We start from the raw sequence: 25,279 nt of genomic DNA on the forward strand, positions 1-25,279 counted from the left end.
CGTTTTCACTCCTCACTGTATTCCCATAACGATGACCAAACTCAACCAATTCCATCTGCCGCCGGCACAAGGCCTCTACGATCCAGAAATGGAAAAGGATGCCTGTGGCGTCGGTTTCGTCGCTCACATCAAGGGTGCACCGAGCCACCAAATCGTGATCGACGCAGACACGATTTTGCAAAACATGGATCACCGCGGGGCCTGTGGGTGCGAACCCAACACAGGCGACGGGTCTGGAATCATGTGCGGTTTGCCGCACAAGTTTCTCCGCAAGGTTGCCAAAGCGGATCTCGGTGTGGATCTCCCCGAGGCCGGGAAATTCGCGGCCGGGCTGATTTTCCTGCCGACCGACGAAGCCGAGCGGAAGATCTGCAAAGACACGCTGGAGAAACTGATCGCCGAAGCAGGGCAAACTCTGATCGGTTGGCGTGACGTCCCGCAAGAAACAGACGCCGCCGACGTCGGGCCGACCGCGCGACGCAGCGAACCGGTGATCGAACAACTCTTCGTTGCCGCCGCTGACGGAATCTCCGAAGAGGAGTTCGAGCGTCGTTTGTACATGATCCGCAAACAGGCTTCGCACCAACTGCGTGGCAGCGAAACGCTCGAACAAGCGTTGGTGTTCTACGTCTGTTCGCTGTCGACGAAAGTGATCATCTACAAAGGGATGCTCACGCCGGCTCAGGTGATGCCGTATTTCCCCGACCTTCGCGATGATGATTTCGAAACGCATCTCGCAATGGTTCACAGCCGGTTCTCGACCAACACGTTCCCGAGTTGGGACCGGGCTCAGCCGCTGCGTTTCATGAGCCACAACGGTGAAATCAATACGCTGCGGGGCAACCGAAACTGGATGCGTGCCCGTGAAGGGATGGCCGAGAGTGAAATCTACGGCGACGATCTGAAGAAACTGTTCCCCGTCATCGAGCCTCATCTGAGCGACTCGGGGACGTTCGACAACGTTCTCGAATTCCTTCTGATGAACGGCCGGACTCTGCAAGAAGCCATCATGATGATGGTGCCCGAAGCATGGCAAAAGCATCAAACCATGCCGGAAGAGAAGCGTGCGTTCTACGAGTACTTCAGTTGCTTGATGGAACCGTGGGACGGCCCTGCGTCAATCGTGTTCACCGACGGGAAGTACATCGGTGCGACGCTCGACCGAAACGGTTTGCGTCCGAGTCGCTATTACATCACGCACGATGATCGCGTGATCATGGCGAGCGAAGTTGGAGTGTTGCCGGTCGATCCATCGATCGTTCGCGAGAAAGGTCGCTTGCAACCGGGCAAGATGTTCTTGGTTGATTTCGAAGAAGGACGTCTGATCCCGGACGAGGAACTGAAAGCCAACTTCGCGAGCCGGATGCCCTATAGCAAGTGGCTCAAGGAACAGCGAATCCGTTTGGCGGATTTGCATCCCGAACAGGAACCACACGGCTTCGACGCGGACACCTTGTTGTCGCGGATGCAAGCGTTCGGTTACACCGCCGAAACGATGAATTTCATGCTCCGCCCGCTCGTTGAGCAACTGCGTGACCCGGTCGGTTCGATGGGCAACGACTCGGCGTTGGCGTGTTTGTCTGACAAACCGCGGATGATCTATGACTACTTCAAACAACTCTTTGCACAGGTGACCAACCCCGCGATCGACTCGATTCGCGAGGAAGTCATTATGTCGCTCGAGTGCTACATCGGCCCTGAGCAAAACCTGCTCGCCGCCACGCCTCAGCACTGCCACCGATTGCTCGTGGATCACCCGATCCTGACCAACGAAGAAATCGCGGCGTTGAAGCACATCAACCATCAAGGTTGGAGCAGCCGCACGATCGACATCACGTTTGACCGCAGTGAAGGAAAGGCTGGCGTTCAAAAAACGCTCGACCGAATTTGTGCGGAAGCGGAAGCGGCATGCGATGAGGGAATCGAGTTGGTGGTCCTGAGTGATCGCGAAGTCGGCCATGGCCGCGTCCCGGTCAGCATGCTGCTAGCAACCGGTGCCGTACACCATCACTTGGTCGCACGTGCGAAGCGAACCCGCGTCGGTTTGGTGCTCGAAACAGGCGAAGCACGCGAAGTGCATCATCACTGCCTGTTGATCGGTTACGGTGCCGATGCGATCAACCCGTACCTGGCATTTGAGGCTCTTTGGCAGGCTCACCGTGACGGTTTGTTGCCGCCGTCGATGGACGACGACAAGATCGTTGCTGCCTACCGCAAAGGTGTCGGCAAAGGCATGCTGAAAGTCATGGCCAAGATGGGGATCAGCACCCTGCAGAGTTACAAAGGTGCTCAGATCTTTGAGGCGCTGGGACTTCGTGATGAAATCATTGATCGTTGCTTCGTCGGTACGGCCAGCCGTATCCAAGGGGTTTCGTTTGATATCGTTGCCGAAGAAACACTGCGGCGTCACGAACTCGGCTATCCCGAAAAGGCAGACGACAAGTTGCCTTCGTTGCCGAACCTTGGTGAGTTCCACTGGCGAGCCGAAGGTGAGAAGCACGCGTGGAGCCCGCAGGCGATTTCGAGCCTGCAAGTCGCCGCACGCAACAACGACGAAGACGCCTATTGGAAGTTTGCTCACGCAATCAACGAAGACAACCGAACCCGTTGCACCCTTCGCGGTTTGCTGGGTTTCAAAGAGGGCGTCGCCGGTCCGTCGATTCCGCTCGACGAGGTCCAAAGTGCGAAGGACATCGTTAAGCGGTTCTGCACCGGCGCAATGAGCCTCGGCAGTATCAGTGCTGAATCGCACGAGTCGCTCGCGATCGCGATGAACCGTCTCGGTGGCAAAAGCAACACCGGAGAAGGTGGCGAAGATCCGGTTCGGTTCAAGCCGCTCGAAAACGGTGATTCGAAACGATCTTCGATCAAGCAAATCGCGTCGGGACGCTTCGGTGTGACGATCGAATATCTCGCCAACGCCGACGAACTGCAGATCAAGGTGTCTCAGGGAGCCAAGCCTGGTGAGGGTGGCGAGTTGCCCGGTAAGAAGGTCGATGACTACATCGCCGGGATCCGTTACAGCACGCCGGGTGTTGGTCTGATCAGCCCGCCACCACACCACGATATCTATTCGATCGAAGACCTCGCGCAGTTAATTCACGACCTGAAGAACAGTAACCCGTCTGCTCGGGTGAGTGTGAAGTTGGTGAGTGAAGTCGGTGTCGGTGTGATCGCATCCGGTGTCGCCAAGGCTCACGCAGATCACATCTTGATCTCCGGTGATACCGGTGGTACCGGTGCGTCGCCTTTGACGAGCATCAAACACGCCGGTCTGCCGTGGGAACTCGGGATCGCGGAAACTCACCAGGTCTTGGTGCTCAACGATTTGCGCAGCCGAGTGGTGTTGCAAACCGATGGCGGTCTGAAGACCGGACGCGACGTTGTGATCGCTGCCCTGCTCGGTGCCGAGGAGTTTGGTTTCTCGACCGCTCCTTTGATCACATTGGGCTGCATCATGATGCGGAAGTGTCACCTCAACACCTGCCCGGTCGGAATCGCGACGCAGGATCCTGATCTGCGTAAAATGTTCAAGGGCAAACCGGAACACGTTGTGAACTACCTGTTCATGGTCGCCGAAGACGCCCGCCGTCTGATGGCGAAACTCGGTTTCCGAACGATTGATGAGATGGTCGGACGCAGCGACGTGTTGAAGACCGAGGAAGCAATCAAGCACTGGAAGAGCGACGGGTTGGATTTGACGCAGGTTCTGCAACCGGCATCCAAACCGCATGACGACGTCGGCGTGATTTGCTCGCGTGCACAGGATCACGGTCTCGAAAAATCGTTGGACATGACCAAATTGCTCGGTGAAGCTCGCAATGCGATCGACACCGGTGAACCGGTCCGCATCAGTTCGCCGATCATCAACATCAACCGAACCGTCGGCACGATCCTGTCTCACGAAATCGCGAAGGTTCACGGACAGAAGGGACTGCCTGATGACACCGTGCATATCGATTTGACGGGGTCGGCGGGACAGAGTCTCGGTGCCTTCTTGGCTCACGGTGTGACCATCGAACTCGAGGGCGATGCCAACGACTATGTCGGCAAGGGGCTCTCCGGCGGTCGAATTGTGGTCTACCCACCACGCGAAAAGACATTCACAGCCGCCGACAATATCATCGTCGGAAACGTGTGCCTCTACGGTGCGACCGGCGGTGAAGTGTTCTTCAGCGGTCGTGCTGCCGAGCGGTTCTGCGTTCGCAACAGTGGTGCCAACGCCGTTGTCGAAGGCGTCGGCGATCACGGGTGTGAGTACATGACCGGTGGACGCGTCGTGGTGCTCGGTCGAGCCGGACGAAACTTTGCCGCCGGGATGTCCGGTGGGATTGCTTATGTTTGGGACCGCGACGGCGAGTTCAATCTGAACTGCAACCTCGCAACCGTTGAACTCGAGAAGATCGAGGGCGCCGAAGAGGAAGCGATGGTTAAGGAGATGGTTCGTCGTCACCAAGAGTTGACCTCGAGCGAAGTCGCCGGCGAAGCCCTCGCGGACTGGGGCACGTTCCTCAGCCAATGTGTGAAGGTCATGCCGACCGATTACAAACGCGTGCTGCTCGAAAAGGCGGAAAAGAAGGCCGCCGAGGTCGCCGTCAACGCGTAACTACCAAATTTATTCGGACCCGTGGTCGGTGACCGCGGGTCTCGCGGGACCGCTCTTTGCCGTTCCGATCATCCCCAGCCTCTCCGACTCATCTAGGATCATCATTATGGGAAAGCCCACCGGATTCAAAGAATTTGATCGCGAAAAAGTGCCGTGGCGTTTGCCAGTTGTCCGGATCAACGACTACGACGAAATCTACACCGAGCATAAAACCGAGCACCTCAAAACGCAGGGCGCTCGTTGCATGGATTGCGGAGTTCCGTTTTGCCAATCGGCCAGCGGATGCCCGATCGATAACCTGATCCCAGAGTGGAACGATCTGGTTTACAACAACCGTTGGAAGGAAGCGATTGAGCGGTTGCACAAGACCAATAACTTCCCCGAGTTCACCGGTCGGACTTGCCCCGCGCCGTGCGAAGGTGCATGCGTGCTCGGAATCACCAATCCGCCCGTGACGATCAAGAACATCGAGAACGCGATTGTCGATCGTGCGTGGGACGAAGGTTGGATCAAACCCGAACCGCCCGAAGAACGCACCGGTAAGAAAGTCGCGATCGTCGGTAGCGGGCCTTCCGGTTTATCGGCCGCAGATCAACTCAACAAAGCCGGTCATTTGGTAACCGTGTTCGAACGAGCCGACCGTATCGGTGGTTTGTTGCAGTACGGCATCCCAAACATGAAGCTGTCCAAGAAAGCGGTGCAGCGACGTGTCGATAAAATGACTGCCGAAGGCATCGAATTCCGTACCGGCGTGAACGTCGGGAAAGACATCATGCCGGAAGACCTGCGGAAAGACTATGACGCCGTTCTGCTCGCCTGCGGTGCAACGAAACCTCGTGACCTGCCGATCGAGGGTCGTGACGCGAAAGGCATTCACTTCGCCATGGAATTCTTGACTGCGAACACGCAGAAGAGTGTGCACGGCGACAGTCTGAACGGTCGCTTTATCAGCGCCGAAGGCAAAGATGTGATCGTCATCGGTGGTGGTGACACGGGAACCGACTGCATCGGCACGAGCCTGCGGCATGGTTGCCGTTCGGTCGTCAACTTTGAATTGTTGCCGAAGCCGCCGGAGTCTCGCGGTCCAGATAACCCATGGCCTGAATGGCCGCGGATCTTCCGTGTCGACTACGGTCACGAAGAAGCCGAGGCGAAGTTCGGCAAGGATCCACGCGAGTATCAAATCCTGAGCAAGAAGTTCTTGACCGATGATTCGGGCAAGCTCAAAGGTATCCAAACCATCGAGGTCGAATGGACCAAGAACGACGAAGGCGGATGGCAAATGAGCGAAGTCGAAGGCAGCGAGAAAGAGTGGCCGGCTCAATTGATCCTGCTCGCGATGGGCTTCCTCGGCCCCGAGCAATACGTCGCCGAGTCAATCGGTTTGGAAACCGACGGACGGAGTAACTTCCAAGCCGAGCATGGCAAGTTTACGACGAACATCGAAGGCGTCTTCGCCGCCGGTGACTGCCGTCGTGGACAAAGCCTCGTGGTGTGGGCGATCAATGAAGGCCGCGGCGCTGCCCGGGCGATTGATATCTACCTCGAAGGCTCGAGTTGCCTACCCGCCCCCGGGCAAACGCTTGGTACATCGCTCGCAGGCGTTTAGTTCCTGGGGGTGACCCTTTTGTGCGATCGGTTTGCCTCGTTCGAGTCTTATCAGCGAGACAAACCGATCCGGTTCTCGGCCGGTCAGCCGATTCTAAGAACCTATCTGAAAACTCATCTGCCGCTCGGCGCGCCCCGAGGTTTCCATGGGACAACCCGGACGAACACCCGCCGGCTGATTGGTTTGCTGGCTGTTTGGAAAGGTTTGGACAGGTTCTAAGACGAGTCTGTGACGTCCCACGATTGCTCGTTTTCGCGAGACGCACTTCATGATGAATCTCGATCATCGCTCCTTGCTCAGCGGTCAGAGAACCGGACCGGCAGCCGCCTCGATGCGAGCCTCTTTGTGGGCGGCGAGTCTTCTCTATGGTGCGGCAGCACGTGTTCGTCGGGCTCAATATGACGCCGGTCGCAAGGAAGTTTGTCGAGCCGACGTGCCGGTCATCAGCGTCGGAAATTTGACGACCGGCGGAACGGGCAAGACGCCTGTCGTTTGTGATCTGTGTCGGCGATTGCGAGACCTTGGACGACAGGTCGCCATCGTGAGTCGCGGCTACGGTGCGGGGGAAACGGGGGTCAACGACGAAGCCTTGGAATTGGCCGAGCGGCTTCCGGACGTCCCCCATGTTCAGCACCCTGATCGAGTCGAGGCCGCTCAAATCGCCGTCGATGAGTTAGAAGCCGACATCATTGTCATGGACGACGGGTTTCAACATCGTCGCTTGTACCGCGACTTGGATCTCGTCGTTGTCGATGCCACCTGCCCGTTCGGGTTTGGGCATTTGCTGCCACGCGGCTATTTGAGGGAACCGGTCAGCAGTCTGCGTCGTGCCGACGCGGTGATTTTGACAAGGTCTGATCAGATCGAGGAGTCCAGACGAGATGCGATTTGCCAAGAGATTCGATCTCATCTCGGTAATCGTCCGTTGCTCGAAACCACTCACGCGGCGACACGTGTCGTGTTCGAGCATCGTCCCTCCGAACCGATCGCGTCTTTGTCCGGGCGTCGCATTGCACTCGTTTCAGCGATCGGAAATCCGGATGCGTTTGAACAAACGGCACGCGAGTGTGGGGCCGACGTGATCGGGCACTTTCGACTACCTGATCACGACCCCTACGAGCGAGAGGCTCGAGAGCGATTGAACCAATGGCTGGTCGAGTTGAAGGCCTCCAACACACCGGAGTTGGTTTTATGCACACACAAAGACGCGGTGAAAATCGCCGTCGACGAACTCGCCGGTGTGCCGCTCGGCTACTTGCAGATTGATCTCGCGTATCGGTCGGGCGACGAGGAACTGCAAGGACTTCTCATGAGTCTTCTGACGACGTGAGCGTTTCGGATCGGTCGTATTCCCCACCCGTCATGCGAAGGTATCCGATCGCAAGAGGCAGCGTCGCTATCGGTGTGGTCAGAATTTGGCCAACATAAAACAGCATCGATCCTGCGGTTGCGAGCACGAAATAGATCGTGACAAGTGACACTGTCAACTTTCGGTGACGCATTGACAAGCCTGCTCCCCACTGCGTCGCAGTGATCAGATCGGCACGTCCGTCGGAAATGAAAAACACCGTCGGCCACAGCAGCCACTGCAGTAGGAAGATGATGCCGACCAGGAGAGCTCCCACGAAGAGTGTGCCGACCCAGACTGCGGTCTGTTGGTCCATCGCAAACGACAGGCAGACCGTTGCGATCAATCCGATGAATGAGGTGAACGCAAACAAGGTCGCCACCATCAGCAAGAGCCCCGTCATTCGCATGATGATCGAGAAGGGGACACGCAGCGCATTGACGATTTGGGAGAGTTTGTTTTCGGTTTGCAGTGTCGCACCGTACCGAGTGATCTCCAGTGAGAGACGCACCAGGACGACGAGGGTGTATGCCGAAACCGGCACCAGCAGGAATCCCGTGATCGCACTTCCGCTGAGCAGCGTTCCGAGTGACAGAGAGCCTCCGTCTTCGCGTCCGAGCTGGCTCCATCCTTCCCGGAGCATGTTGATCGGCCAGCCAATCAGGACGAACCAGATCAAATTCGCAGCGACCGATGTCAGTAATAAAACTAGCCAGTGTTCTCGTAGGAAGACAATTGCTTTGACGAGTATCCCGTCCAACGCGGGCACGATCGGAAACGATCGCAGCGCCGAGTCTCCTGGCGATGAGTGATTAATTGTTGCCGGGGTGTTTCGGGAAGACCGATCGAACTCAACGTCCGCGTCGCACGCACCACAAATCGCCACCGAAGATGAACTCCGTCGATCGATCTCGAGCACGGCCTTGCAGTGCGGGCAAATGGTGCGAACTCTCGCGGTCGTCATGGCGTGGAATCCGGTGAAGAATCGTTTGTTCGTTCTCCGCGTGTCCCGTCATCAACTGTTTCGTTTTGAGGTGAATCGTTGATTGTGGGGAGACGGTAGACGGCGTACGTCGAATTGCGTTCTTCGCCAACCGGATAAACCTGCACCAAAGGCAACTGCGGTCCGACAACCCGACGGTCAACAATCATCCAATCGACTTCGTATCGGCGTCGGAAGTCGCGGAGACGGTCGTATCGGATGGTAACCCGCATCGTCGACAGTTCCATGGGAAAGACCTCGACGAATCGGCGTGCCCATTTGCGGAGGTGTTCGGCGTCCTGGGGGATGTCTTTCCAGTTCACGACCTCGGCGCGATGTGAATACCACTTGAAGGATTGTTGGTGACGAGGTGTCAACAAGACCGCGTCGGTGGCGGTGTTGGCACGAACGAATCGGCAAACGTCGATCCAATCTTCCATCGTGCGGCGTTGTTTCCAGTAACTCGCACTGCGGTTGAGCCCCAGCAATCGGTTGCTGTGTGAGATCGGGACGTTGTCGGCAACACGTTCCCAGGTCGATCGACCCGCGTGATAAATCGCAAATACGACAACGATGCCTCCCGCAATAATGCATGTTGAGCGTAGATCGCGTTGAACCGAACTTCTGATCCGTTTCCAAATCGACGCGTCCGGTTCGGCGGGTAATTTGGATGCGTAGCTCGACAGTAGGCCAGTGATGCTGCACGCGAGTGCGAGTGGTGTGATCGCATCGGCCAAACGAAACCAATAAAAACGCAGCAGCTTGGCCGCTAAATCCGGTGCAACGGCTGGTAGCATCCCGACCACCAGCCCACAAAGACTGATCAACAACGCACCCGCGGCGAACGAAGCCAAAGCGACAATGCCGCTGCGACGCGAGTTTTCTGCGTAGAACCAATCGGCACCTAGAAAGAGGCCCGTCACGATCGTCAGAACACTGTGGCGGACAAACCAATCGAAATGGAACGCGGACGGTAGAAGGTGGTGTGATATGCGAAAGTACGTGTAGATTCTCGCCGCGGAGACGGATTCCTCCGGCGTCGTGCCCGCCGACATTGCGGCAGCCGGCAACAACCCGACCAGCGATATCAGCCCGCCGGCAAACAGCGCGGGACGAAAGAAAGGTTGGCGAACCTGTTCGCCGTTTGTGCCGATCCGTTCGAGATAGAGAAACGCGATTGCCCCGGCGACCACTGACCATCCACCGGTCAGGACGTGAAAGGCTGACGCGGTTCCAAACAAGATCCAAGTCGCCGACCAGTTTCGGCGGAGCAATTCAGCGATGCCAAACAGTACCAAGGCGTAGGCGGGAACCTTCGCTTCGATCCCTCCAACAACCCATTCACCGGCGAGGTTGCCTTCTTGGATTCCGGCAACCCAGAGAACGGCGACGAGCGGGGCCGCCGCGGATGGCAAGCGTATTTGGGAACTCAGACGGGCCAAACCTGCCGCAAGCATGCCCCAACCGATCAAACGCCCGATCCACGCAGTGGTCGAGAGCGAAAAGAACAACGTTGGCCATCCGAACAATTGATAGAACAGCCAGTGTGCCTTCCCCGACGACACGAAGAGGTCTTCACTGCACCAACTCGGGTCCCAGAAGTTTTTTGCCTTCGCAAGATAGTGGGCTTCGTTGACACCCGGCGGGGCATCTCCGGCGTAAACGAAAAATAGCCCTAGGATCGCAATCCAGCTCAACCATTGTTTCGACCGGCTCATCACAACGTCGACTCAACCAACTCAGATGCCAATCGGATTGCCGCAATCATGCTTTTTTCCGACGCGACGCCTTTCCATGCCAAGTCCATGGCTGTCCCGTGGTCCACACTCGTACGAACGATTGGCAGGCCGAGTGTCACGTTCACGGCGTCATCAAAGGAAAGTGCTTTCAGTGGAATCAAACCCTGGTCGTGGTACAGACAAACATAGACGTCGATTCGTTCTCGCATCGCGGGAGTGAACGCCGTGTCGGGCGGTAACGGACCATGCACGTCCCATCCATTTTCGCGGGCAATCTCGATCGCCGGAATGACAATATTCTCTTCTTCGTGATGGCTGAACATCCCATGTTCACCGGCGTGTGGATTGAGCCCGCAAACGCCGATTCGAGGCGGTAGCAGACTGCCGCGTCGACGATTGCGACGCTGCATCGCGCGGCCGGCCATGTCGATCGTTTTGGCGAGAGACTCCGTGTTGAGCAGTCCGGGAACGTCCGCCAAGGGGACATGAATGGTTTCGAGGACACACGCGATGGTCTCGCTCGCTAGCATCATTCGCACATCGATCGGGGCGGATCCCTGTGCCTTTCCGACTCGATCGGCGAGCAGTTCGGTATGGCCAGGAAAAGTGATGCCCGCCTGCATCCACGCTTCTTTCTGAATGGGACCGGTGACGACCGCATCCACCCTTCCGTCCAACGCCGCGTCGATCGCCGCGCACATCGTTTCGTAGGACGCCTTGCCTGTATCGCCTGAGTAAGAACCGGGCTGTACGGCGGCTGCGTCGAGTTCGCCCACGTCAACGATAAACCCGTCGGAACCTAGCGGTATGTCGGCGAGTTGCGACAAAGCGATCGTTTCGGGTAAGTCGAGCGAGTTTTCTTTGGCGACACGTGCGAAAAGATCGGCACAGCCCATCAAAATCGGCAGCCCGGCTTCGCGGACATCCTCACGTTGCCAAACACGCAACGCTAATTCGGGGCCGACGCCTCCGGCATCGCCCATCGTGATCGCCAACTTGGGACACGGTTCATTCATTCTCGGGATTAGCTTCTTTGACTTCGGCGATAATTTTTTTTGCTCGCTCAGAATCTTTTTCAAACACTTTCACTTGGACCCATCCGGGTGCCTCCGCACGGAAACCCGCGGTAAATCCACCAACGGAAACTGCACGAATTCCTTCGTCGGCCAAAATATTTACCAGAACGCCAGCGGAGATCTCGTTGGCACGCTCCGCGACGGTAACTAAATTGGCATCGTCGAGCTTGTCGTCGTCCTTATCGGCGGGCATGTTCATTGTCTAGGTTCTTTGAGTGTGAATCTTTCTGACCGAATCGAGCGGTTCGCACACACGGCGAGCAACACGATACAATAGCAACACCATGAACGAACCCACCATCATTCTGTCGGGAACAGACCCCGATTTGCCAAAGAATGTTCCTCGCGGGCTGAAACGATACACCGGCCTGCGGGAAATGGCGCGGGGAGGTACGGGGGTTTTGCAAGCAGCGTTTGATCCGGTCACCGGTCGCACCGTTGCCATCAAAAAACTGCTGCCGGAAACGAGGTTTGATCGTCGCGAACGACGAAGGTTGCTTCGTGAAGCCCGGGTGACGGCTCAGTTGCAGCATCCCAACACGGTACCAGTATACGATATCGGCGAAGATGATCTCGAAGGTGTCTATTTCGTCATGAAACGGATCTCGGGCGAGAATCTTTTTGAGATTCTCAAACGGATTGCCCGCGGCGACGAGAGTGCCATCCGTGATTACCCGATCGATCGTCGAATCGAGATTGTGGCTTCGGCATGTCAGGCGCTTGCCTACGCGCATGCTCGCGGTGTGATCCATCGCGACGTCAAACCCGAGAATATTTGGGTCGGAAACTTTGGCGAAGTGATTTTGTTGGATTGGGGGGTTGCCAAGGTTTGGGGCCACGCCGACGACAACCAACCGCTGCACGATAGCTCGCTCGAAGTCCGACCTGAAATCGAAGCCGAACAGTTGCAGACACTGACCGGCGGTGGCCAACGACCGGGAACGCCGCTGTACATGTCACCCGAACAGATCGTTGGCAACCGGACGATCGACGAACGTTCCGATGTTTTCAGCGTTGGGGTCGTTCTCTACGAAGTGATGGCGATCCGTGAACCGTTTCGTGGCAAAACGATCGATGAAACGTTTGAGAATATTCGACATCGTGAAATCGAACCGCCGAGTCAGCGATCCCCACAGTACAACATTCCCAAAGAGATTGATGAGATCGTCGGGCGTGCTTTGCAGAAACGTCCCGAAAAACGATATCAGTCCATGCGTGATGTGATCTCGGATTTGCGAGACCTGGTTTGATCGCTTACGGGAAGCAGCCGACACACTACCCCTGTGAAGCGGTCGGTTCTGTCGGTGCCGTCGATCCTCAAAAACGTGTCGGCGTCGTTACTGGTACCGAATGTTTGATCGTCGAAGGCGACAGCGCTGCGAAATCAGTCGATCAAGTTCGAGATGCACGCGTGCAATCCATTCTTGCTTTGCAAGGCAAGCCTCTCAACGCGATCAAGGCGGGCCGAGATGCGGCGAGAAGCAACGAAGTGTTTTGCCGTATCTTCGAGACGTTGTTGGGATCTCGAATGCAGAATCCGGCCGACTGTGATGAGGCGATCCGAAATCTCGCGTCACCGCAGAACTGCGTTTACGAGAAGTTGGTCCTGCTGATGGACCCCGACGCTGACGGGATTCACTGCAGTGTGTTGATGATGGCGTTCTTTCGAAAGTACGCTCCCGACCTGATCCGAGCCGGGCGTATCGAAGTGGTTCGCCCGCCGATGTTCGTCTTCCGGTTGCAGGCAGTTTCATCGAACGATGTATCAAGATGGCCGGTCGCCTCGAGTCCTGAGCACGCCGCTGCGGTGGAAGACGCGCTCAAGAAACATGGCGTCACCGACTATCAGAGGATTCGCCATCGCGGGCTCGGCAGTTTGCACGTTCCCTTGCTTCGCAGCACGTGTGTCGATCCGGCCTCGCGGCGGCAATCTTGCCTGACCATCGAAGAGGTCGACAGCGCGATCTCCATGTTCGGCAGTTGAAGGGGCGTTTTGCGACGCTGAGCAAGTTATAACGCGGCAGCGGTCGTGCGCGGATTCACCTTGGCCGATCAGCCCCTCCCGAACACGTGTGTATTCGGAAGAGGCGTTCATGTCGATTTCGGCCTACAGCATCGGTGGCGGAGGCTCTGGTTCCGGTTCTGGTTCGGGCTCCGGTTCAGGAGTTGGTTCCGGTTCGGGCTCTGGCTCCGGTTCTGGTGACGGCTCTGGCTCCGGCGTCGGTTCGGGTTCTGGCTCTGGTTCCGGCTCCGGTTCTGGTTCTGGTTCTGGTTCTGGTTCTGGTGGAGGAGGCGGTGGTGTCGGCATGGCTTTGCTCATCACCATCGCCGAACGTTCGGTGAGCAGGGTGCAGCGTCCGACGACCGAGCCGGTAAAGTGTTTGGGCATGATCCAGCTATTGCCGGACGCCGGAATGGCGACTTCGACTTGAACCTGGGTGGTCGCTTCGGTGATCGGATCGGGGGCGACCGTGACGACGGCGTTCTTGACCCCGAGTTTCGCCAAGTGATCATCCACTCGGGCTTCGACATCAGACGTGCTCGCACCGGTGATAATGCCGACACGGGCTCCGAGGTAGGCGGAATAGTCAGCCGAGTGACGCAGCATGGACATCCGCGACATCTCGATGCTGCTGATGATCACTGCAAACAGGACCGTTGAAACGATCGCCATTTCCACGGCTGCGGCACCGGCACGATTGGACCGGCGCGTTGGAGTTTGAAATACGCTCATATTTATTCGGTCATCAGGGATGGAAGGCGTCGGGCGATATCTTCAAACGCGGCGGTCAACTGAGTCGCATCGACGGCGTGAAAGTGCAAGCCGCCACAATTCTCAGCGAGATTCTTCATGCGGTTTTGTCCGGCCTCGTTACTGAAGGTGATCGTGAAAAGGGTGACACCCGCATTCTTAATGCTCCACGACGCGGATTCCGGGCTGGTGCCCGTGTTGTGATTTCCGTCGGTCAGAAGAATCATGACTTTCACCGCGTAGGGACGAGAAACGGATTCATCCGTGATCGCACCGAGGGCTTCGTAGAGCCCCATTCCAATGGCTGTCCCTCCACCGTTGAACTGGTTGGTGTGCACGTTCAATCCGTCGAGAATGCTTTGATACTCGAACGTCAGGATTTGCTCGGTCGAGGTGTTGTCAGAGTAGGTTGAGAGCGAGAGCTTTTCCTTTTGAGGAGACTCTTCGAGGTAATTCTTGAACGACTGCACCGACGCCACCACGTCCAACCAGCGAGAGTTCGGTGGTGCCGGATCGCCAAACGTCCACCCCGGCGGAGCGGCAGCGGGATTCACATAGGGATCCGCCGTTTCGTCGCTCGCGTAAGCCATCGATCCGCTACGGTCGAGGATTAACGCGACATCCATCGTGCTTTGGGTGCTGATCGCGGTCCGATGCGGGCGGATCTGTACGTCGACACCCATGGTCGGAAACAGTGGCGAAAAAACGGGGGACGTCGCGTTGCGAAGAGCGTTTGTTGTGAGGCGAACCGCGTTGCCCTCTTCTGCACCGGAGACCGGAGTGAAATCGTAGCCGTCCGACATCGACGTTCGCAAACTCGATCCGAATTCGAGATCCGATGCGGTGATCGGAATCGTTTTGCCTGAGATCTGGTTTCGCGCTGCGGCGTCTTGGGCGGCGACCAAAGCGGCGTTTTCATCACCGCTCTGGATATAGGCTCGGCCTGCTGCCTGCACCGCCGCGTCAGTTGTGATTTGGACTTCCGCGTTCACCGCTTCGATGTAAGCGATGTTGATCGCGTAGGAGGAAAGCATGAACAGCACGGGAAGCAACACGACCAGCAAGACGGTAACCGAACCGTTGCGTGGTTGTTGTTTCACAGGCGTGTCGAAAAAGGTGCGTGACATGGATGTCTCGAATGCGGATGGGCGATATGGGGCGGGCCGAGTTGCTGCCGCGAAACTGGATTGCTGCGAAAATGGGGGGGCGAAAGTGGAAGCGATTACGGTTTTTGCAGCGAGACTGATTCATCGAGCGAGAAGGCGTCGATCATCCAGGCCCCCGTCAACGAGTTCGCGGTAAACGGTGCCGCGACGCTGACTTGGAACCAGTCGCCGGAGTCGAGGCTGCTCGGATCGGCCGGTGTCATTTCGATCGAGGCAGATTCAATGGATTGTTCGGTGCATAGAGTGGTGCATTGCCAATCGACGTTCTCCGCCCCGGCGTCGGGCAGGATGCCGACACGTGCGCCTTCATATGCGATCATCTTGAGTTTCTGGCGAAGTCGGATGATGGTGCACATTTCCATGGTCCCCATCGCAACGAGCAGCACGATAGGAAGCCCGATAGCGAGTTCGGTGACGGCGATCCCGCCGCGCGCTGGCTTGCCGTTCTTCTTTCTCAGGCGGCCTACCGGCGTGGAATTCGGAAGCCGGTCATGCCGGCGGAAGAATGATGAAAAGGTCTGTGCGAACATCCGCATAACTCGTTTTACAATCAGGTGTTCGAATGGTTTGGGATTGTGTTGAAAATCGATATCGTGCCTGTCGATCGGTCCGTACCCATCGCATCGACGTGCTCAACGCATCGTTAAAAAAGGGGCAGGCGTGTTCCGCGGGCGGTTTCGAAGCATCGATACCTGTCGCGCCCTAGCGTGTTTGCGCAACGGGGACCACGGAACGAGACCTCAGGTAAACCTAGGTCACGGATTTTCACTACGAGAAAATGCGTCGGCCAAGAATGCTCGCTTCGGAGCCAGGTGAACGTCCGGATAGACAATCTGTAGCGATTGATCGGGAGCAGACGCTACGATCGACGCTCCCACCGCACGTCGCCGCGGGCATCTCTGAGGTAGTGCGGGCATCTCTGGGGTGACGCCTCGCAGGAGTGGGGCGTTCGTCTGTGTGGCGATAGAGGGCGGCGAGAGAGCGGCGATGCTACGCCGGAACGCTATGAATTGGAGGCCGAATTGCCTTGCGGCGAATTGGCGTCATCGCTTTGGTGCGGGATTGGCTGATTGTGCAATTCCGCTAGCGCGTTTGCCGCCGCACGCTGTTCAGCGTCTTTCTTATTGTTGCCCCACGCCGGCGCAAAGGCCCGCTGGTCCACGACGGCACCGATCAAGAAGGTTTTTCGGTGATCAGGTCCGCTTTCGCGAATCAGTTTATAGACCGGGGTCGAGGCCAGTTCTCGCTGAGCGTATTGCTGAAGTACTGATTTATGGTTGCCGGATCCTTGCGTGTCGACCGCCAAGCGGACTTCCTGGGCGAGCCATTTTTTCAGCCGGTCACGCACGATCTCGGCACCGCCGTCTAAATAGAGCGCGGCGATCACCGATTCGAACACGTCACTGACGAGCGAGCGTGGATAGCTGCGGTTGCGGGTCACGCCCCGACCGACGATCAGGCATTCGTCCAGACCCAGTGCGGTGGCGGTTCGCCCACATGCTCGTCTGCTGACAACGGCGGATTTGATCTTGGTCAGGTCGCCTTCGCTGTACTCGGGGTATTCCTCAAAGAGCCATTGGCAGACCGTCATCCCCAAAACGGCATCGCCAAGGAATTCCAATCGTTCGTTGCTCGAAAGACGATTCGCTGCGCCCGATGCGTGGGTGAGTGCCGCTTTGAGCAGCGTTTGGTCTTGAAACTCGTAGTCGAGAATTTCCTGGCACCGTTTCAGTTTGGCGTCGGAATCCGCATACGGTTGGTCGGCCGCCGCGGTGTCAACGAGATGAATCGATCCGGGATGCTTTTGCCGTTGATTGGCAACAAATTGACCTGGACCGGCGAGCTCCGCGTTGGACGGTGAAGGCGGAACGGCATCGACTTTCGTAGCATCCGAAGATGGCGGGTCGGAATCAGAGGAGGACAAGGGAGAACCATGGGTAGATTGAAGAGACGAACGTTCATCCGCCAAGCTTCAGTCCCGCGCCGGTGGCCGAATGTGGTTCCGCTCCGAAGACGTGACCGTCTTCCGGATGCGAGCGGCGTTTTCGATTCAACGAATCCGACGCTGGCGATCCGCGATCAGACCGTGAGGGTGATCGGAGGAAACGACGCTTTTCGGCCACCGGTGAGTGACTGCGACATCTTGCCTAGGATAGTCGAGGACGCCCTATTTCGCCAGAGCGTTGCGCGGGCAGGTTGGGGCATGTCGCCGCCGTCCGCAGGCTCCCGGATTTCGAGTCAACACATGCAATAGCAGGTGCGATTTACCCCGTTACGGTTTGGCTCGGTGGGAGACGCTCACTTATTTGGCTTGCTCACCTATACTGATTGTGATTGAGTTCATTGACGCCTCACACGCATACAATATTGATCTTCGCATGATTGATTCGCTCGGATTCATTTTGAAGTCTGGCCGACGAGGGTTCGCTCTAGCTAACGTTGCTCTCTTTGCGGTTGTCCTCCTGGCAGCAACGGCTTGCGCGGTCGAACCGAACGAGATGTCGGTTCCCGACGCGTCCGACCCATCCGCGGATGATGCCACCTCGGCGGACCTGCAACGAAGGATGATTGAGGATCTGAAGTTTCTCACCGACGATGAACTCAAGGGCCGCAGTAGCATCGACCCTTCCATCTTTCGAGCCGCCGATTATCTCAGCGAGCGGTTCGCAGAGCTCGGCTTGCAAACGGAAGTGTTCGGCAATTCACCTTTGCAAATGGTTGACATTTCCGTCGGTCCGGAACTGAACTCGGTCGAAGAAAACTACCTCGAGTTGACGGTTGCGGGGGAACCGGTGTCGAGCACCGATCTCGAAACGACTGATGCCAACGCCAGTGCCGACGGGTTGCAGCTCGAACGCGACTTCACGCCGCTCGCCGTGGGCACCCGTCAGGGCCTCGCCGAAGCCGACGTGGTTTGGGTCGGCTATGGAATTCGTGCTCCCGAACATCGGTATGACGACTACGCCGGCGTCGACGTCCGGGGCAAAGTCGTCATGATGCTGCGTAAGGAACCGGGGGTGAACGATCCCACCAGTCCGTTCGATGGAGTCGAGAATTCACGCCACGCTTACTTCGATACCAAAATCACCACCGCGGTCGATCAAGGGGCCGCGGCGGTGATGATCGTCAATGATCCGAGCAGCGTCGAGCGGATGATCACTCAGGTTCGCAAACGACGCGAGGCCGAAGAAGAACGCCTGGAGAAAATCCAACAGCGTTGGCTCGCCTTACCCGAAGCCGCGGTGAATTCCCGTAAAAAGCTGAGCGACCAGATTGCCCGGATCGAAGCGATGCTCGGTGAAATGGACGGGCAGGTCGATGCGGCCCGGCGTGGACTGCTCGCGATCGGAGGAGCAGGCCTGAATCCGACCCCGGGTGATCAGGAGATCGTGGACCCGGCAACCGGCGAACGAACGACACGACCGGCGATCCCCGTGCTGAGTATTTCGCGGGAACTTGCCAACCGCTTGATGTCGAGGCCGCTGACCGAGGTTGAGGCAAAGATTGATTCCGACTGGCAACCTCGCAGCTTCGAACTGGATCAGGTTCACGCCCGATTGGGGGTGAGTATCTCGCCATCGAAAGTCTCCAGCCCCAACGTCGTCGCTTATTTGCCCGGTCGCGGCAATCTGGCCGACGAGACGCTCATTATCGGAGCTCATTTCGATCACGTCGGGATGGGGGAGTTTGGATCACTCGCTCCTGACACGATCGCGATCCACAATGGGGCCGATGACAACGCCAGCGGGACGGCGGCGTTGCTGCGCGTGGCCGGTGAATTGACCGATAAACTCACAGGGCCCCATTCGCCGACCGACCATCGACGCGTGGTGTTCATTGCTTTCACCGGTGAAGAGCGAGGGCTCTTGGGAAGCAAACACTACGTCAAACATCCACGTTTCCCGATTTCATCGACGGTTGCGATGATCAACATGGACATGGTCGGCCGACTCTATGACAACGAACTGACGGTCTACGGTTCCGGGACGGCTCCTTCGTTCGAGCCTTTGATCGAACAGGTCAATCAGGCGACACAATTTCGCATTGTCACGGTACCGAGTGGGTATGGGCCGAGCGACCATTCGTCTTTCTATGAGGCGAAGATCCCGGTGCTGTTTTTCTTTACCGGGCTGCATGCCGACTATCACCGCCCAAGCGATGATTTTGACAAACTAAACCTGGACGGTATGGAACGAATAACCGATATGATCTCTCAGGTCAGCGAGCGATTGGCGACAGTGCCTGAGCGTCCGGTTTACGAAAAGACAGAAGCAAACGTCCAAATCCGTCGTCAATTGACGGTTGTCATGGGGGTGACACTGTCTCAGCAACCGTCCGAGGTGGTACTCTCGTCAATTCTCGCGTCCGGTCCCGCTCAGGAGAGTGGTTTGCTCGCGGGAGATCGTGTGGTCAAGATTGGCAAAGCACGCATTTCCACAATCGAACAGTTCATGGATCAACTGCGTCGGCGTTCGCCGGGCGATCGGTTGCCGTTGACGGTTCAACGAGGGCAGACAGAGTTAACGTTTGACATCAAGTTACGTGCTCGATAATGGCATTTCCTCGTGAAATCCCGGCTTTGAGGACTTTGTAAATATTTTTTCAGAGGGCGAAAAACGGCACAGATCAGTCTTGCCCGATTCGCCCGCGAGTGACACAATCCGAGACCACATTGGGATGACCTGCGTTTCATTGGCGCAAACGTATACATCTCGATTCGGAGACGTTTGATTTACAGCGTAGGACGCTGTCAACGATGAAGCGTCTACTCGGTTTTGAAATTCGCATTCACCACGCAAGGAGTAGCGGACGTGCGACTATCTGTTCTTTCGGCCTTAGCCCTGGCCATCACCACCCTCACCGTTCTCGCCCCGACCGCCGCGTCTGCTCAAGAAAGTGGACACCGGATCGCCGTGGTGGATGTTGCATACATCTTCAAGAACAACGAAGGGATCAAAGCTCAAGTTAAACAGGTTGAGCAGAATCTCAAAGAGTTCGACACCGAACTCCAAGGAAAGCGAAACGAGCTGAAAGCAGCCGCTGAGAAACTCAAGACTTTCCAACCTGGTTCGCCTGAGTACACCGCGCAAGAAGAGCGTGTCGCCTCGATGGAATCCAAGCTCCGTCTCGACATGGCTCGCAAACGCAAAGAGCTCGCTGACCGCGAAGCAAAGATCTACTACGACAACTACCAGCACATCGCTGCCGGCGTCAAAGTCCTCGCTCAGCACTACAAGATTAACCTTGTTCTGCGTTACAACAGCGAAGACATGGACCTCGAAAAAGGTGAGTCCGTCATTCGTGGCGTCATGAAAAACATCGTCTATCACGACGAAGCTCTCGACATGACCCCAGGCGTGATGCAGTACCTCGACAAGGTCTTGGTTGCTGGCGGACAAGCTGCCGCACGCAAATAGTTCTCGACCGAGAACTCGCCGAGTAGTCGGCGTCAAGCGTTACCAAGTAACGGCAACGGCATGAGGCCGTTGTCGTTGACGTGTTCAACGACATGTCAAATTGTTCAAACGGTTCGGCCGTTTTGCGTCGAACCTAGTTAATCGTGAAGAGGGGCGTCACTCACGAGTGGCGATCCCTGGCGCGGCAAGGAGGCCCACGCCGTGATCGGATATCGAAACGAACATACCATTGCGTCGACCTGCGAGGTCGTCGGCCGCGGCTACTGGAGTGGGCAATCCATTCGAGTCCGTTTCCTGCCCGCATCCGCGGGGACAGGCATCGTTTTTGTACGCACTGATTTGCCCGGACACCCCCAATGCCCGGCCCGCATTGATTTCGCAGACAGTGTGCAATTTCGAACCAATCTCCACAACGGTGAAGCTTGCTTCGCCATGGTGGAGCACCTCATGGCTGCACTCGCCGGGCTCGAAATCGATAACTGTGTCGTTGAAACCGACGCGGAGGAAATGCCCGGACTCGACGGCAGCAGTGATGCCTACGTCGGCGCTCTGCAATCCGCAGGGCTAGTGATCCAAGCCGCTCTCAAACAGCAATTGGTCATTGATCGGCCGATGAGCGTGCGGCAAGGCGACGCCTGCATCGAAGTCAATCCGTGTGAAGACATGCGGAGTCACTACGGGTACCGACTCGACTATGGCACCGCCAGCGTGATCCCCAAACAGTCGTTTCAGTTTGACCTCACGCCACGACAATTCTCGCGGCAAGTTGCCGCAGCACGCACGTTTGTGACCCTCGAACAGGCTCAACAACTGCGGGCCGGTGGAATTGCTAAACACGTTTCCAACCAAGAGTTGCTCGTGATTGGCGAAGACGGACCGGTCGAAAACCAGTTCCGCTATCGAAACGAATGTGCTCGTCACAAGACACTCGACCTGATTGGTGATCTTTCGCTCGTCGGAGTCGATTTGATAGGACGGTTCGTGTCCGAACGTGGAGGCCACCGCCTCAATGGAATGCTCGCCCAGAAGCTCTCGCAAATGCTGGCCCATTCCGCAACACCACACAATATGTTTGCCCCACAAGCGACCCAGAAAACCCGCCGTGCCGCGTAAGGCATGACGACAATCTTGAACCTCCCGCCTCGAATGCTAGCTCTCTCACTAAGGACTCCCCGATGAGTGTCGTGATCGCTCCTACCGCCGTGGTCGACCCGAAAGCCAAGTTGGGTAAAGACGTTCGCGTCGGTCATTTTTGCGTGATCGGACCTGATGTCACCATTGGTGATCGTTGCCGGATCGAAGATCACGTGACCATTACCGGCGTTACCCGCCTCGGCAATGACAACCAAGTGTTCTCTCACTGCTCGATCGGATCGCACCCGCAAGACGTGAGCTATCGTGCCACGCCAACTCGTGTTGAGATCGGTGATGGGAATGTGTTCCGTGAACAAGTCACGATCAACCGCGCCAGCGAAAAAGAAGATGGTGTGACTCGTGTCGGCAACCAAAACTACCTAATGACCGGAACGCACATCGCCCACGATTGCAACATCGGCAATCGGATCGTGATGGCGAACAACTGCATGATCGCGGGCCATGCCCATATCCATGACGATGTCACCATCGCCGGTGGTGCCGGTATTCACCAATTTGTCTCGGTCGGAACGCTCGCCTTCGTCGGAGCGATGAGCCGTATCCTTCAGGACGTGCCTCCCTACGTCATCATCGAAGGGTATGACGCCAAACCGCGTTGTATCAACACCGTCGGTCTGAAACGTCATGACTACACCGAAGACGATATTGCTGTGCTGACACAGGCCTTCCGTCTGTTGTATCGCCAGCGAATCGGCATCGAACCATCTCGCGTCGAGATGTTTAAGACAGGTCCTATACGACCTGTGCTCCGACACCTTTTTGATTGTTTAGAAACCACATGTGGTGGTCGGGCCGGACGAGGTCGGGACCGCCGAAAGAAAGCAGCATGAGCCGTGCACTACGCGTTGCCGTCATCGGAGGCGGTCATCTCGGACGAATCCACGCTAAATTACTGACCCAGGTCGATGGCGCCGTTCTTACCGCCGTTTGCGACCCGGATCTCCAGGCGGCTGAAGCGATCGCCGCAACGCACCATACGGATGAATCGCCGGTTGCCGCTCACGCGAACTACCGCGACGCGATCGATTCGTTTGACGCCGCTGTCATCGCGGCGCCAACGCAGTGCCATGCTGACATCGCAACCTCGTTGATCAAAGCGGGGAAGCATCTCTTCGTCGAAAAACCGTTGACTCACGAAGCCCAAGACGCTCGCCGTTTGGCGATGCTCGCTTCGACCCGAAACCTGGTTTTGCAGGTCGGGCACGTCGAACGTTTCAATCCGGCCTTCACCGCGCTCGAAGAGTTCGGCGTTGATGTGAAGTACGTCGAGGCTACTCGAGCGTCACGTTTCCCCGGCCGTTGTCTCGACGTCGGGGTTGTCATGGATCTGATGATTCATGATTTGGATCTCGTGCTGTCGCTGACCAACGCACCGGTACGCTCCATTTCCGCGAGCGGCATGTCGGTCGTGTCAGACCACGAAGACATTGCCGAAGCACGGTTGGAATTCGAATGTGGATTGGTCGCGAACCTAAAGGCGTCTCGTATCAGCCCGTTGCCAGCTCGCGACATGGTGATGTACAGCCCTGCCGGTTTCGCGCAAATCGATTTCGGTAAACCAGCCTTGGCGACCGTTCGGGCGAGTGAATCGCTCTCCAAACGCGAGTTCGATCTCAACACCGAAGCCGAAAACCCGCTGAAGTATGCCGATTCGCTGTTCGATTCTCACCTGCAGTGTGAATTGAAGGAACTCGAGCCGCGAAACGCGATTCTTGACGAACTGCACGATTTCGTGATCAGCGTTCAGTGCGGTGGCGTTCCGGTCGTCGATGGCTCTGCCGGAGCCCGCGCCGTTGCCGTTGCTGAATCCATCTTGCAGGCGATCGACCAACGAGCTTGGTACGCATTCCCAAGTCAGGACGAACTCGGTGCCAACGCGGTCCCGCGTCGTCGTATCGAACAAGATCGCGGAACCCGTCGCGCAGCCTAGTGGTGCGACATGATCAAGATTTAGGGTTCCAGGCCGTAGCGAAAGTCGCCAAGACTTTCGGTAATACACGAGCCTTCCCGAAACTCTTGGCGAGTTTCGCTACCCGAAAAATTCGCTTTGACGGAACACTCGTTCGTCGACGTTTTCTTCACGAAAGTATTCCCAGGTTGCTCAGTCTCCCCGAGATTGAGGGCCTTCTCGCAAACAGTGTTGCCACGACGCACAGCGTGCGCCGCAGCAACGCTATTTTTTGCATCTTCAATTCGGACGCTCCGGTTGATACAGGGACTCGATGCCACGCAAGACTTCTTCCAAAACCAAACATCCCGACCCCGATCCCAATCAACCTCTCCAACAGCAAACCCTCGTGGTCGCTCCCGGTCCGAATGACCGTACCGTGCGTTTGCCTTCGGGAGATGTGGTCGGCGTGCCCGAATCATGGACCTTGCTGCCACCGGGCGATGCCGGGGTAACGCGTCGAGTCAAAGCGGCAGGTCCGACGTGGACGATGAAGGAGCGAAAGGGGCGTCGAGAGTTTTCCAAAGGGCTGTGGGCTGACGACTCGCAGATTCAATCCGCGAAAGCATCGATGGAGTCCACTCGCAGCACTGCCCAGTATGCCAAAGCAAAAGCAGCCGCAAAGGCACGGCGAGAAGAAAAACAAGAAGAGTATGTTGAAGACTTTCATGCGGCCGTCGTCACGTTTTTGAACTTCCATTCGGCGTATGCGGCGATCGCGCAGCGGTTTGCGGTCGCAGTGACGAAGCACGCCACGCCTGTGGGCAGTGGGACGGTCGCGAGGACGCAGCGGATTCCGATCGAACGTCGTGCCGAGTCCGCCGTGATCGCGTGGATGCGTCATCAAACAACGGCATACGACGACATGAAAATTGCGAGAGTCAAAGGCGAACGTCGCGAAGTCCGCAGACAACTCGCCGCCCAGTCAAGAAAGCTGCTGCAGAAGTATCGCAGCGGCGAAAGCGACGCGATGCAAAACTGTCCTCTCGCAAAAGCCCTGCGTTCACATTAGGTCGTAGCGAAAGTCGCCAAGACTTTCGGCGATTCACGGGCCTGCCAAAACTCCCGTCGGGCTGTTGATTTACTGGCCCGCTGCGCTACGGGCTGTTGATTTATTCTTTTATCGGGCAGCCAAAGGCGACCTACTTGCTACTGCACGTCGCCGATGGCTGCCGGTTAAACGCAATACCGTTCAATGAAGCACCGGGTTGTGGCGTTTTCGTTTAACCGGTAGCCGTAGGCGACGCTTGACGGAACGCAACCTACCCTTCGGGCACGGGTTAAACGAAAATTGAACGGTATTGCGGTTAAACGAAAACAGGTTGACTCTTGATTAAATCGACAAACCGGCTAGCGAGGGATCCCAATCCGGCAATGCATTCGGTGATTCACGGGGCCTGCCGAAACACGTGGCGAGTTTCGATACCCCAAACAATGTCGGGTTTGACGTAGCTGGACTCGCCAGAATTCAGGCCACCAAA

Annotated in this window: 19 protein-coding genes; 11 read left to right on the top strand and 8 right to left on the bottom strand. The window is 57.0% G+C overall.

Going from position 1 to position 25,279, the window contains the following annotated elements:
• Nucleotides 1-31: 31 nt before the first annotated feature.
• The 3 genes from gltB to lpxK all read left to right on the top strand — a co-directional run bounded on the left by gltB (nucleotide 32) and on the right by lpxK (nucleotide 7,545).
• Entirely contained in the window at nucleotides 32-4,606 is a 4,575-nt protein-coding gene (gene gltB / locus RSSM_RS14440; RefSeq protein ID WP_008680009.1) for a glutamate synthase large subunit, read from the top strand.
• A gap of 106 nt (nucleotides 4,607-4,712) precedes the next feature.
• Entirely contained in the window at nucleotides 4,713-6,215 is a 1,503-nt protein-coding gene (locus tag RSSM_RS14445) for a glutamate synthase subunit beta (protein WP_044302575.1), read from the top strand.
• 271 nt (nucleotides 6,216-6,486) lie between these two features.
• Nucleotides 6,487-7,545, top strand: a complete 1,059-nt coding sequence (lpxK, locus tag RSSM_RS14450; protein WP_044302589.1) for a tetraacyldisaccharide 4'-kinase — start codon at nucleotides 6,487-6,489, stop codon at nucleotides 7,543-7,545.
• Here the strand turns inward: lpxK and RSSM_RS14455 are convergent.
• The 4 genes from RSSM_RS14455 to RSSM_RS14470 are packed head-to-tail and all read right to left on the bottom strand — an operon-like array spanning nucleotide 7,523 to nucleotide 11,559.
• Nucleotides 7,523-8,527 (bottom strand): hypothetical protein, encoded by a 1,005-nt coding sequence (locus tag RSSM_RS14455; protein ID WP_008680016.1) that lies wholly within the window; start codon nucleotides 8,525-8,527, stop codon nucleotides 7,523-7,525. The genes lpxK and RSSM_RS14455 overlap by 23 nt on opposite strands.
• Entirely contained in the window at nucleotides 8,524-10,263 is a 1,740-nt protein-coding gene (locus RSSM_RS14460; RefSeq protein WP_044302576.1) for a DUF6798 domain-containing protein, read from the bottom strand. Before RSSM_RS14460 ends, RSSM_RS14455 begins: the two co-directional genes overlap by 4 nt.
• A complete protein-coding gene (gene pdxA / locus RSSM_RS14465; protein ID WP_008680021.1) occupies nucleotides 10,263-11,300 on the bottom strand; it encodes a 4-hydroxythreonine-4-phosphate dehydrogenase PdxA in 1,038 nt (345 codons plus the stop codon). The genes RSSM_RS14460 and pdxA overlap by 1 nt, the downstream gene beginning before the upstream one ends.
• Nucleotides 11,293-11,559: a putative signal transducing protein gene (locus RSSM_RS14470; RefSeq protein WP_008680023.1), complete on the bottom strand. Its 267-nt coding sequence runs from the start codon at nucleotides 11,557-11,559 to the stop codon at nucleotides 11,293-11,295. Before RSSM_RS14470 ends, pdxA begins: the two co-directional genes overlap by 8 nt.
• Before the next feature lie 85 nt (nucleotides 11,560-11,644).
• On the opposite strand from RSSM_RS14470, the gene RSSM_RS14475 reads away from it, so the two are divergent.
• Both RSSM_RS14475 and RSSM_RS14480 read left to right on the top strand, forming a co-directional pair.
• Nucleotides 11,645-12,610: a serine/threonine-protein kinase gene (locus RSSM_RS14475; protein WP_008680025.1), complete on the top strand. Its 966-nt coding sequence runs from the start codon at nucleotides 11,645-11,647 to the stop codon at nucleotides 12,608-12,610.
• A complete protein-coding gene (locus RSSM_RS14480) occupies nucleotides 12,607-13,344 on the top strand; it encodes a toprim domain-containing protein (protein ID WP_008680026.1) in 738 nt (245 codons plus the stop codon). Before RSSM_RS14475 ends, RSSM_RS14480 begins: the two co-directional genes overlap by 4 nt.
• Before the next feature lie 123 nt (nucleotides 13,345-13,467).
• On the opposite strand, the gene RSSM_RS14485 is transcribed toward RSSM_RS14480, so the two are convergent.
• The 4 genes from RSSM_RS14485 to rnc all read right to left on the bottom strand — a co-directional run bounded on the left by RSSM_RS14485 (nucleotide 13,468) and on the right by rnc (nucleotide 17,202).
• A complete protein-coding gene (locus RSSM_RS14485) occupies nucleotides 13,468-14,094 on the bottom strand; it encodes a TadE/TadG family type IV pilus assembly protein (protein ID WP_173403153.1) in 627 nt (208 codons plus the stop codon).
• Nucleotides 14,095-14,096: 2 nt separating this feature from the next.
• Entirely contained in the window at nucleotides 14,097-15,239 is a 1,143-nt protein-coding gene (locus RSSM_RS14490; protein WP_008680029.1) for a vWA domain-containing protein, read from the bottom strand.
• A gap of 95 nt (nucleotides 15,240-15,334) precedes the next feature.
• Nucleotides 15,335-15,808, bottom strand: coding sequence for a TadE family protein (locus tag RSSM_RS14495; protein ID WP_144059819.1), 474 nt, complete (start codon nucleotides 15,806-15,808; stop codon nucleotides 15,335-15,337).
• A 473-nt stretch (nucleotides 15,809-16,281) separates the two neighbouring features.
• Nucleotides 16,282-17,202, bottom strand: a complete 921-nt coding sequence (rnc, locus tag RSSM_RS14500) for a ribonuclease III (protein ID WP_008680036.1) — start codon at nucleotides 17,200-17,202, stop codon at nucleotides 16,282-16,284.
• Between the two features lie 574 nt (nucleotides 17,203-17,776).
• On the opposite strand from rnc, the gene RSSM_RS14505 reads away from it, so the two are divergent.
• The 6 genes from RSSM_RS14505 (at nucleotide 17,777) to RSSM_RS14530 (ending at nucleotide 24,810) form a co-directional block, all read left to right on the top strand.
• Nucleotides 17,777-19,831 carry a M20/M25/M40 family metallo-hydrolase gene (locus RSSM_RS14505; protein WP_236621157.1) on the top strand — a complete coding sequence of 685 codons (2,055 nt, stop codon included), beginning with the start codon at nucleotides 17,777-17,779 and terminating at the stop codon, nucleotides 19,829-19,831.
• 258 nt (nucleotides 19,832-20,089) lie between these two features.
• Nucleotides 20,090-20,695 carry an OmpH family outer membrane protein gene (locus RSSM_RS14510; RefSeq protein WP_236621158.1) on the top strand — a complete coding sequence of 202 codons (606 nt, stop codon included), beginning with the start codon at nucleotides 20,090-20,092 and terminating at the stop codon, nucleotides 20,693-20,695.
• Between the two features lie 201 nt (nucleotides 20,696-20,896).
• A complete protein-coding gene (gene lpxC / locus RSSM_RS14515; RefSeq protein WP_008680046.1) occupies nucleotides 20,897-21,808 on the top strand; it encodes a UDP-3-O-acyl-N-acetylglucosamine deacetylase in 912 nt (303 codons plus the stop codon).
• Nucleotides 21,809-21,870: 62 nt separating this feature from the next.
• A complete protein-coding gene (gene lpxA, locus RSSM_RS14520; protein ID WP_008680048.1) occupies nucleotides 21,871-22,680 on the top strand; it encodes an acyl-ACP--UDP-N-acetylglucosamine O-acyltransferase in 810 nt (269 codons plus the stop codon).
• Entirely contained in the window at nucleotides 22,677-23,780 is a 1,104-nt protein-coding gene (locus RSSM_RS14525) for a Gfo/Idh/MocA family oxidoreductase (protein WP_008680051.1), read from the top strand. The genes lpxA and RSSM_RS14525 overlap by 4 nt, the downstream gene beginning before the upstream one ends.
• Nucleotides 23,781-24,072: 292 nt before the next feature.
• The gene (locus tag RSSM_RS14530; RefSeq protein WP_008680054.1) at nucleotides 24,073-24,810 is read left to right on the top strand and encodes a DUF2293 domain-containing protein; all 738 of its coding nucleotides are present in this window, start codon (nucleotides 24,073-24,075) and stop codon (nucleotides 24,808-24,810) included.
• Nucleotides 24,811-25,279 lie beyond the last annotated feature (469 nt).

It is taken from the genome of Aporhodopirellula sallentina SM41 (assembly GCF_000346505.1).
GTDB lineage: Bacteria > Planctomycetota > Planctomycetia > Pirellulales > Pirellulaceae > Rhodopirellula > Rhodopirellula sallentina.

What these genes read in the sequence shown, in the direction of transcription:
- gltB (WP_008680009.1), top strand. Translation starts at nt 32, where the DNA reads ATGACCAAACTCAACCAATTCCATCTGCCGCCGGCACAAGGCCTCTAC.
- RSSM_RS14445 (WP_044302575.1), top strand. Translation starts at nt 4,713, where the DNA reads ATGGGAAAGCCCACCGGATTCAAAGAATTTGATCGCGAAAAAGTGCCG.
- lpxK (WP_044302589.1), top strand. Translation starts at nt 6,487, where the DNA reads ATGAATCTCGATCATCGCTCCTTGCTCAGCGGTCAGAGAACCGGACCG.
- RSSM_RS14455 (WP_008680016.1), bottom strand. Translation starts at nt 8,527, where the DNA reads ATGACGACCGCGAGAGTTCGCACCATTTGCCCGCACTGCAAGGCCGTG.
- RSSM_RS14460 (WP_044302576.1), bottom strand. Translation starts at nt 10,263, where the DNA reads ATGAGCCGGTCGAAACAATGGTTGAGCTGGATTGCGATCCTAGGGCTA.
- pdxA (WP_008680021.1), bottom strand. Translation starts at nt 11,300, where the DNA reads ATGAATGAACCGTGTCCCAAGTTGGCGATCACGATGGGCGATGCCGGA.
- RSSM_RS14470 (WP_008680023.1), bottom strand. Translation starts at nt 11,559, where the DNA reads ATGAACATGCCCGCCGATAAGGACGACGACAAGCTCGACGATGCCAAT.
- RSSM_RS14475 (WP_008680025.1), top strand. Translation starts at nt 11,645, where the DNA reads ATGAACGAACCCACCATCATTCTGTCGGGAACAGACCCCGATTTGCCA.
- RSSM_RS14485 (WP_173403153.1), bottom strand. Translation starts at nt 14,094, where the DNA reads ATGAGCGTATTTCAAACTCCAACGCGCCGGTCCAATCGTGCCGGTGCC.
- RSSM_RS14490 (WP_008680029.1), bottom strand. Translation starts at nt 15,239, where the DNA reads ATGTCACGCACCTTTTTCGACACGCCTGTGAAACAACAACCACGCAAC.
- RSSM_RS14495 (WP_144059819.1), bottom strand. Translation starts at nt 15,808, where the DNA reads ATGTTCGCACAGACCTTTTCATCATTCTTCCGCCGGCATGACCGGCTT.
- RSSM_RS14505 (WP_236621157.1), top strand. Translation starts at nt 17,777, where the DNA reads ATGTCGGTTCCCGACGCGTCCGACCCATCCGCGGATGATGCCACCTCG.
- lpxA (WP_008680048.1), top strand. Translation starts at nt 21,871, where the DNA reads ATGAGTGTCGTGATCGCTCCTACCGCCGTGGTCGACCCGAAAGCCAAG.
- RSSM_RS14525 (WP_008680051.1), top strand. Translation starts at nt 22,677, where the DNA reads ATGAGCCGTGCACTACGCGTTGCCGTCATCGGAGGCGGTCATCTCGGA.
- RSSM_RS14530 (WP_008680054.1), top strand. Translation starts at nt 24,073, where the DNA reads ATGCCACGCAAGACTTCTTCCAAAACCAAACATCCCGACCCCGATCCC.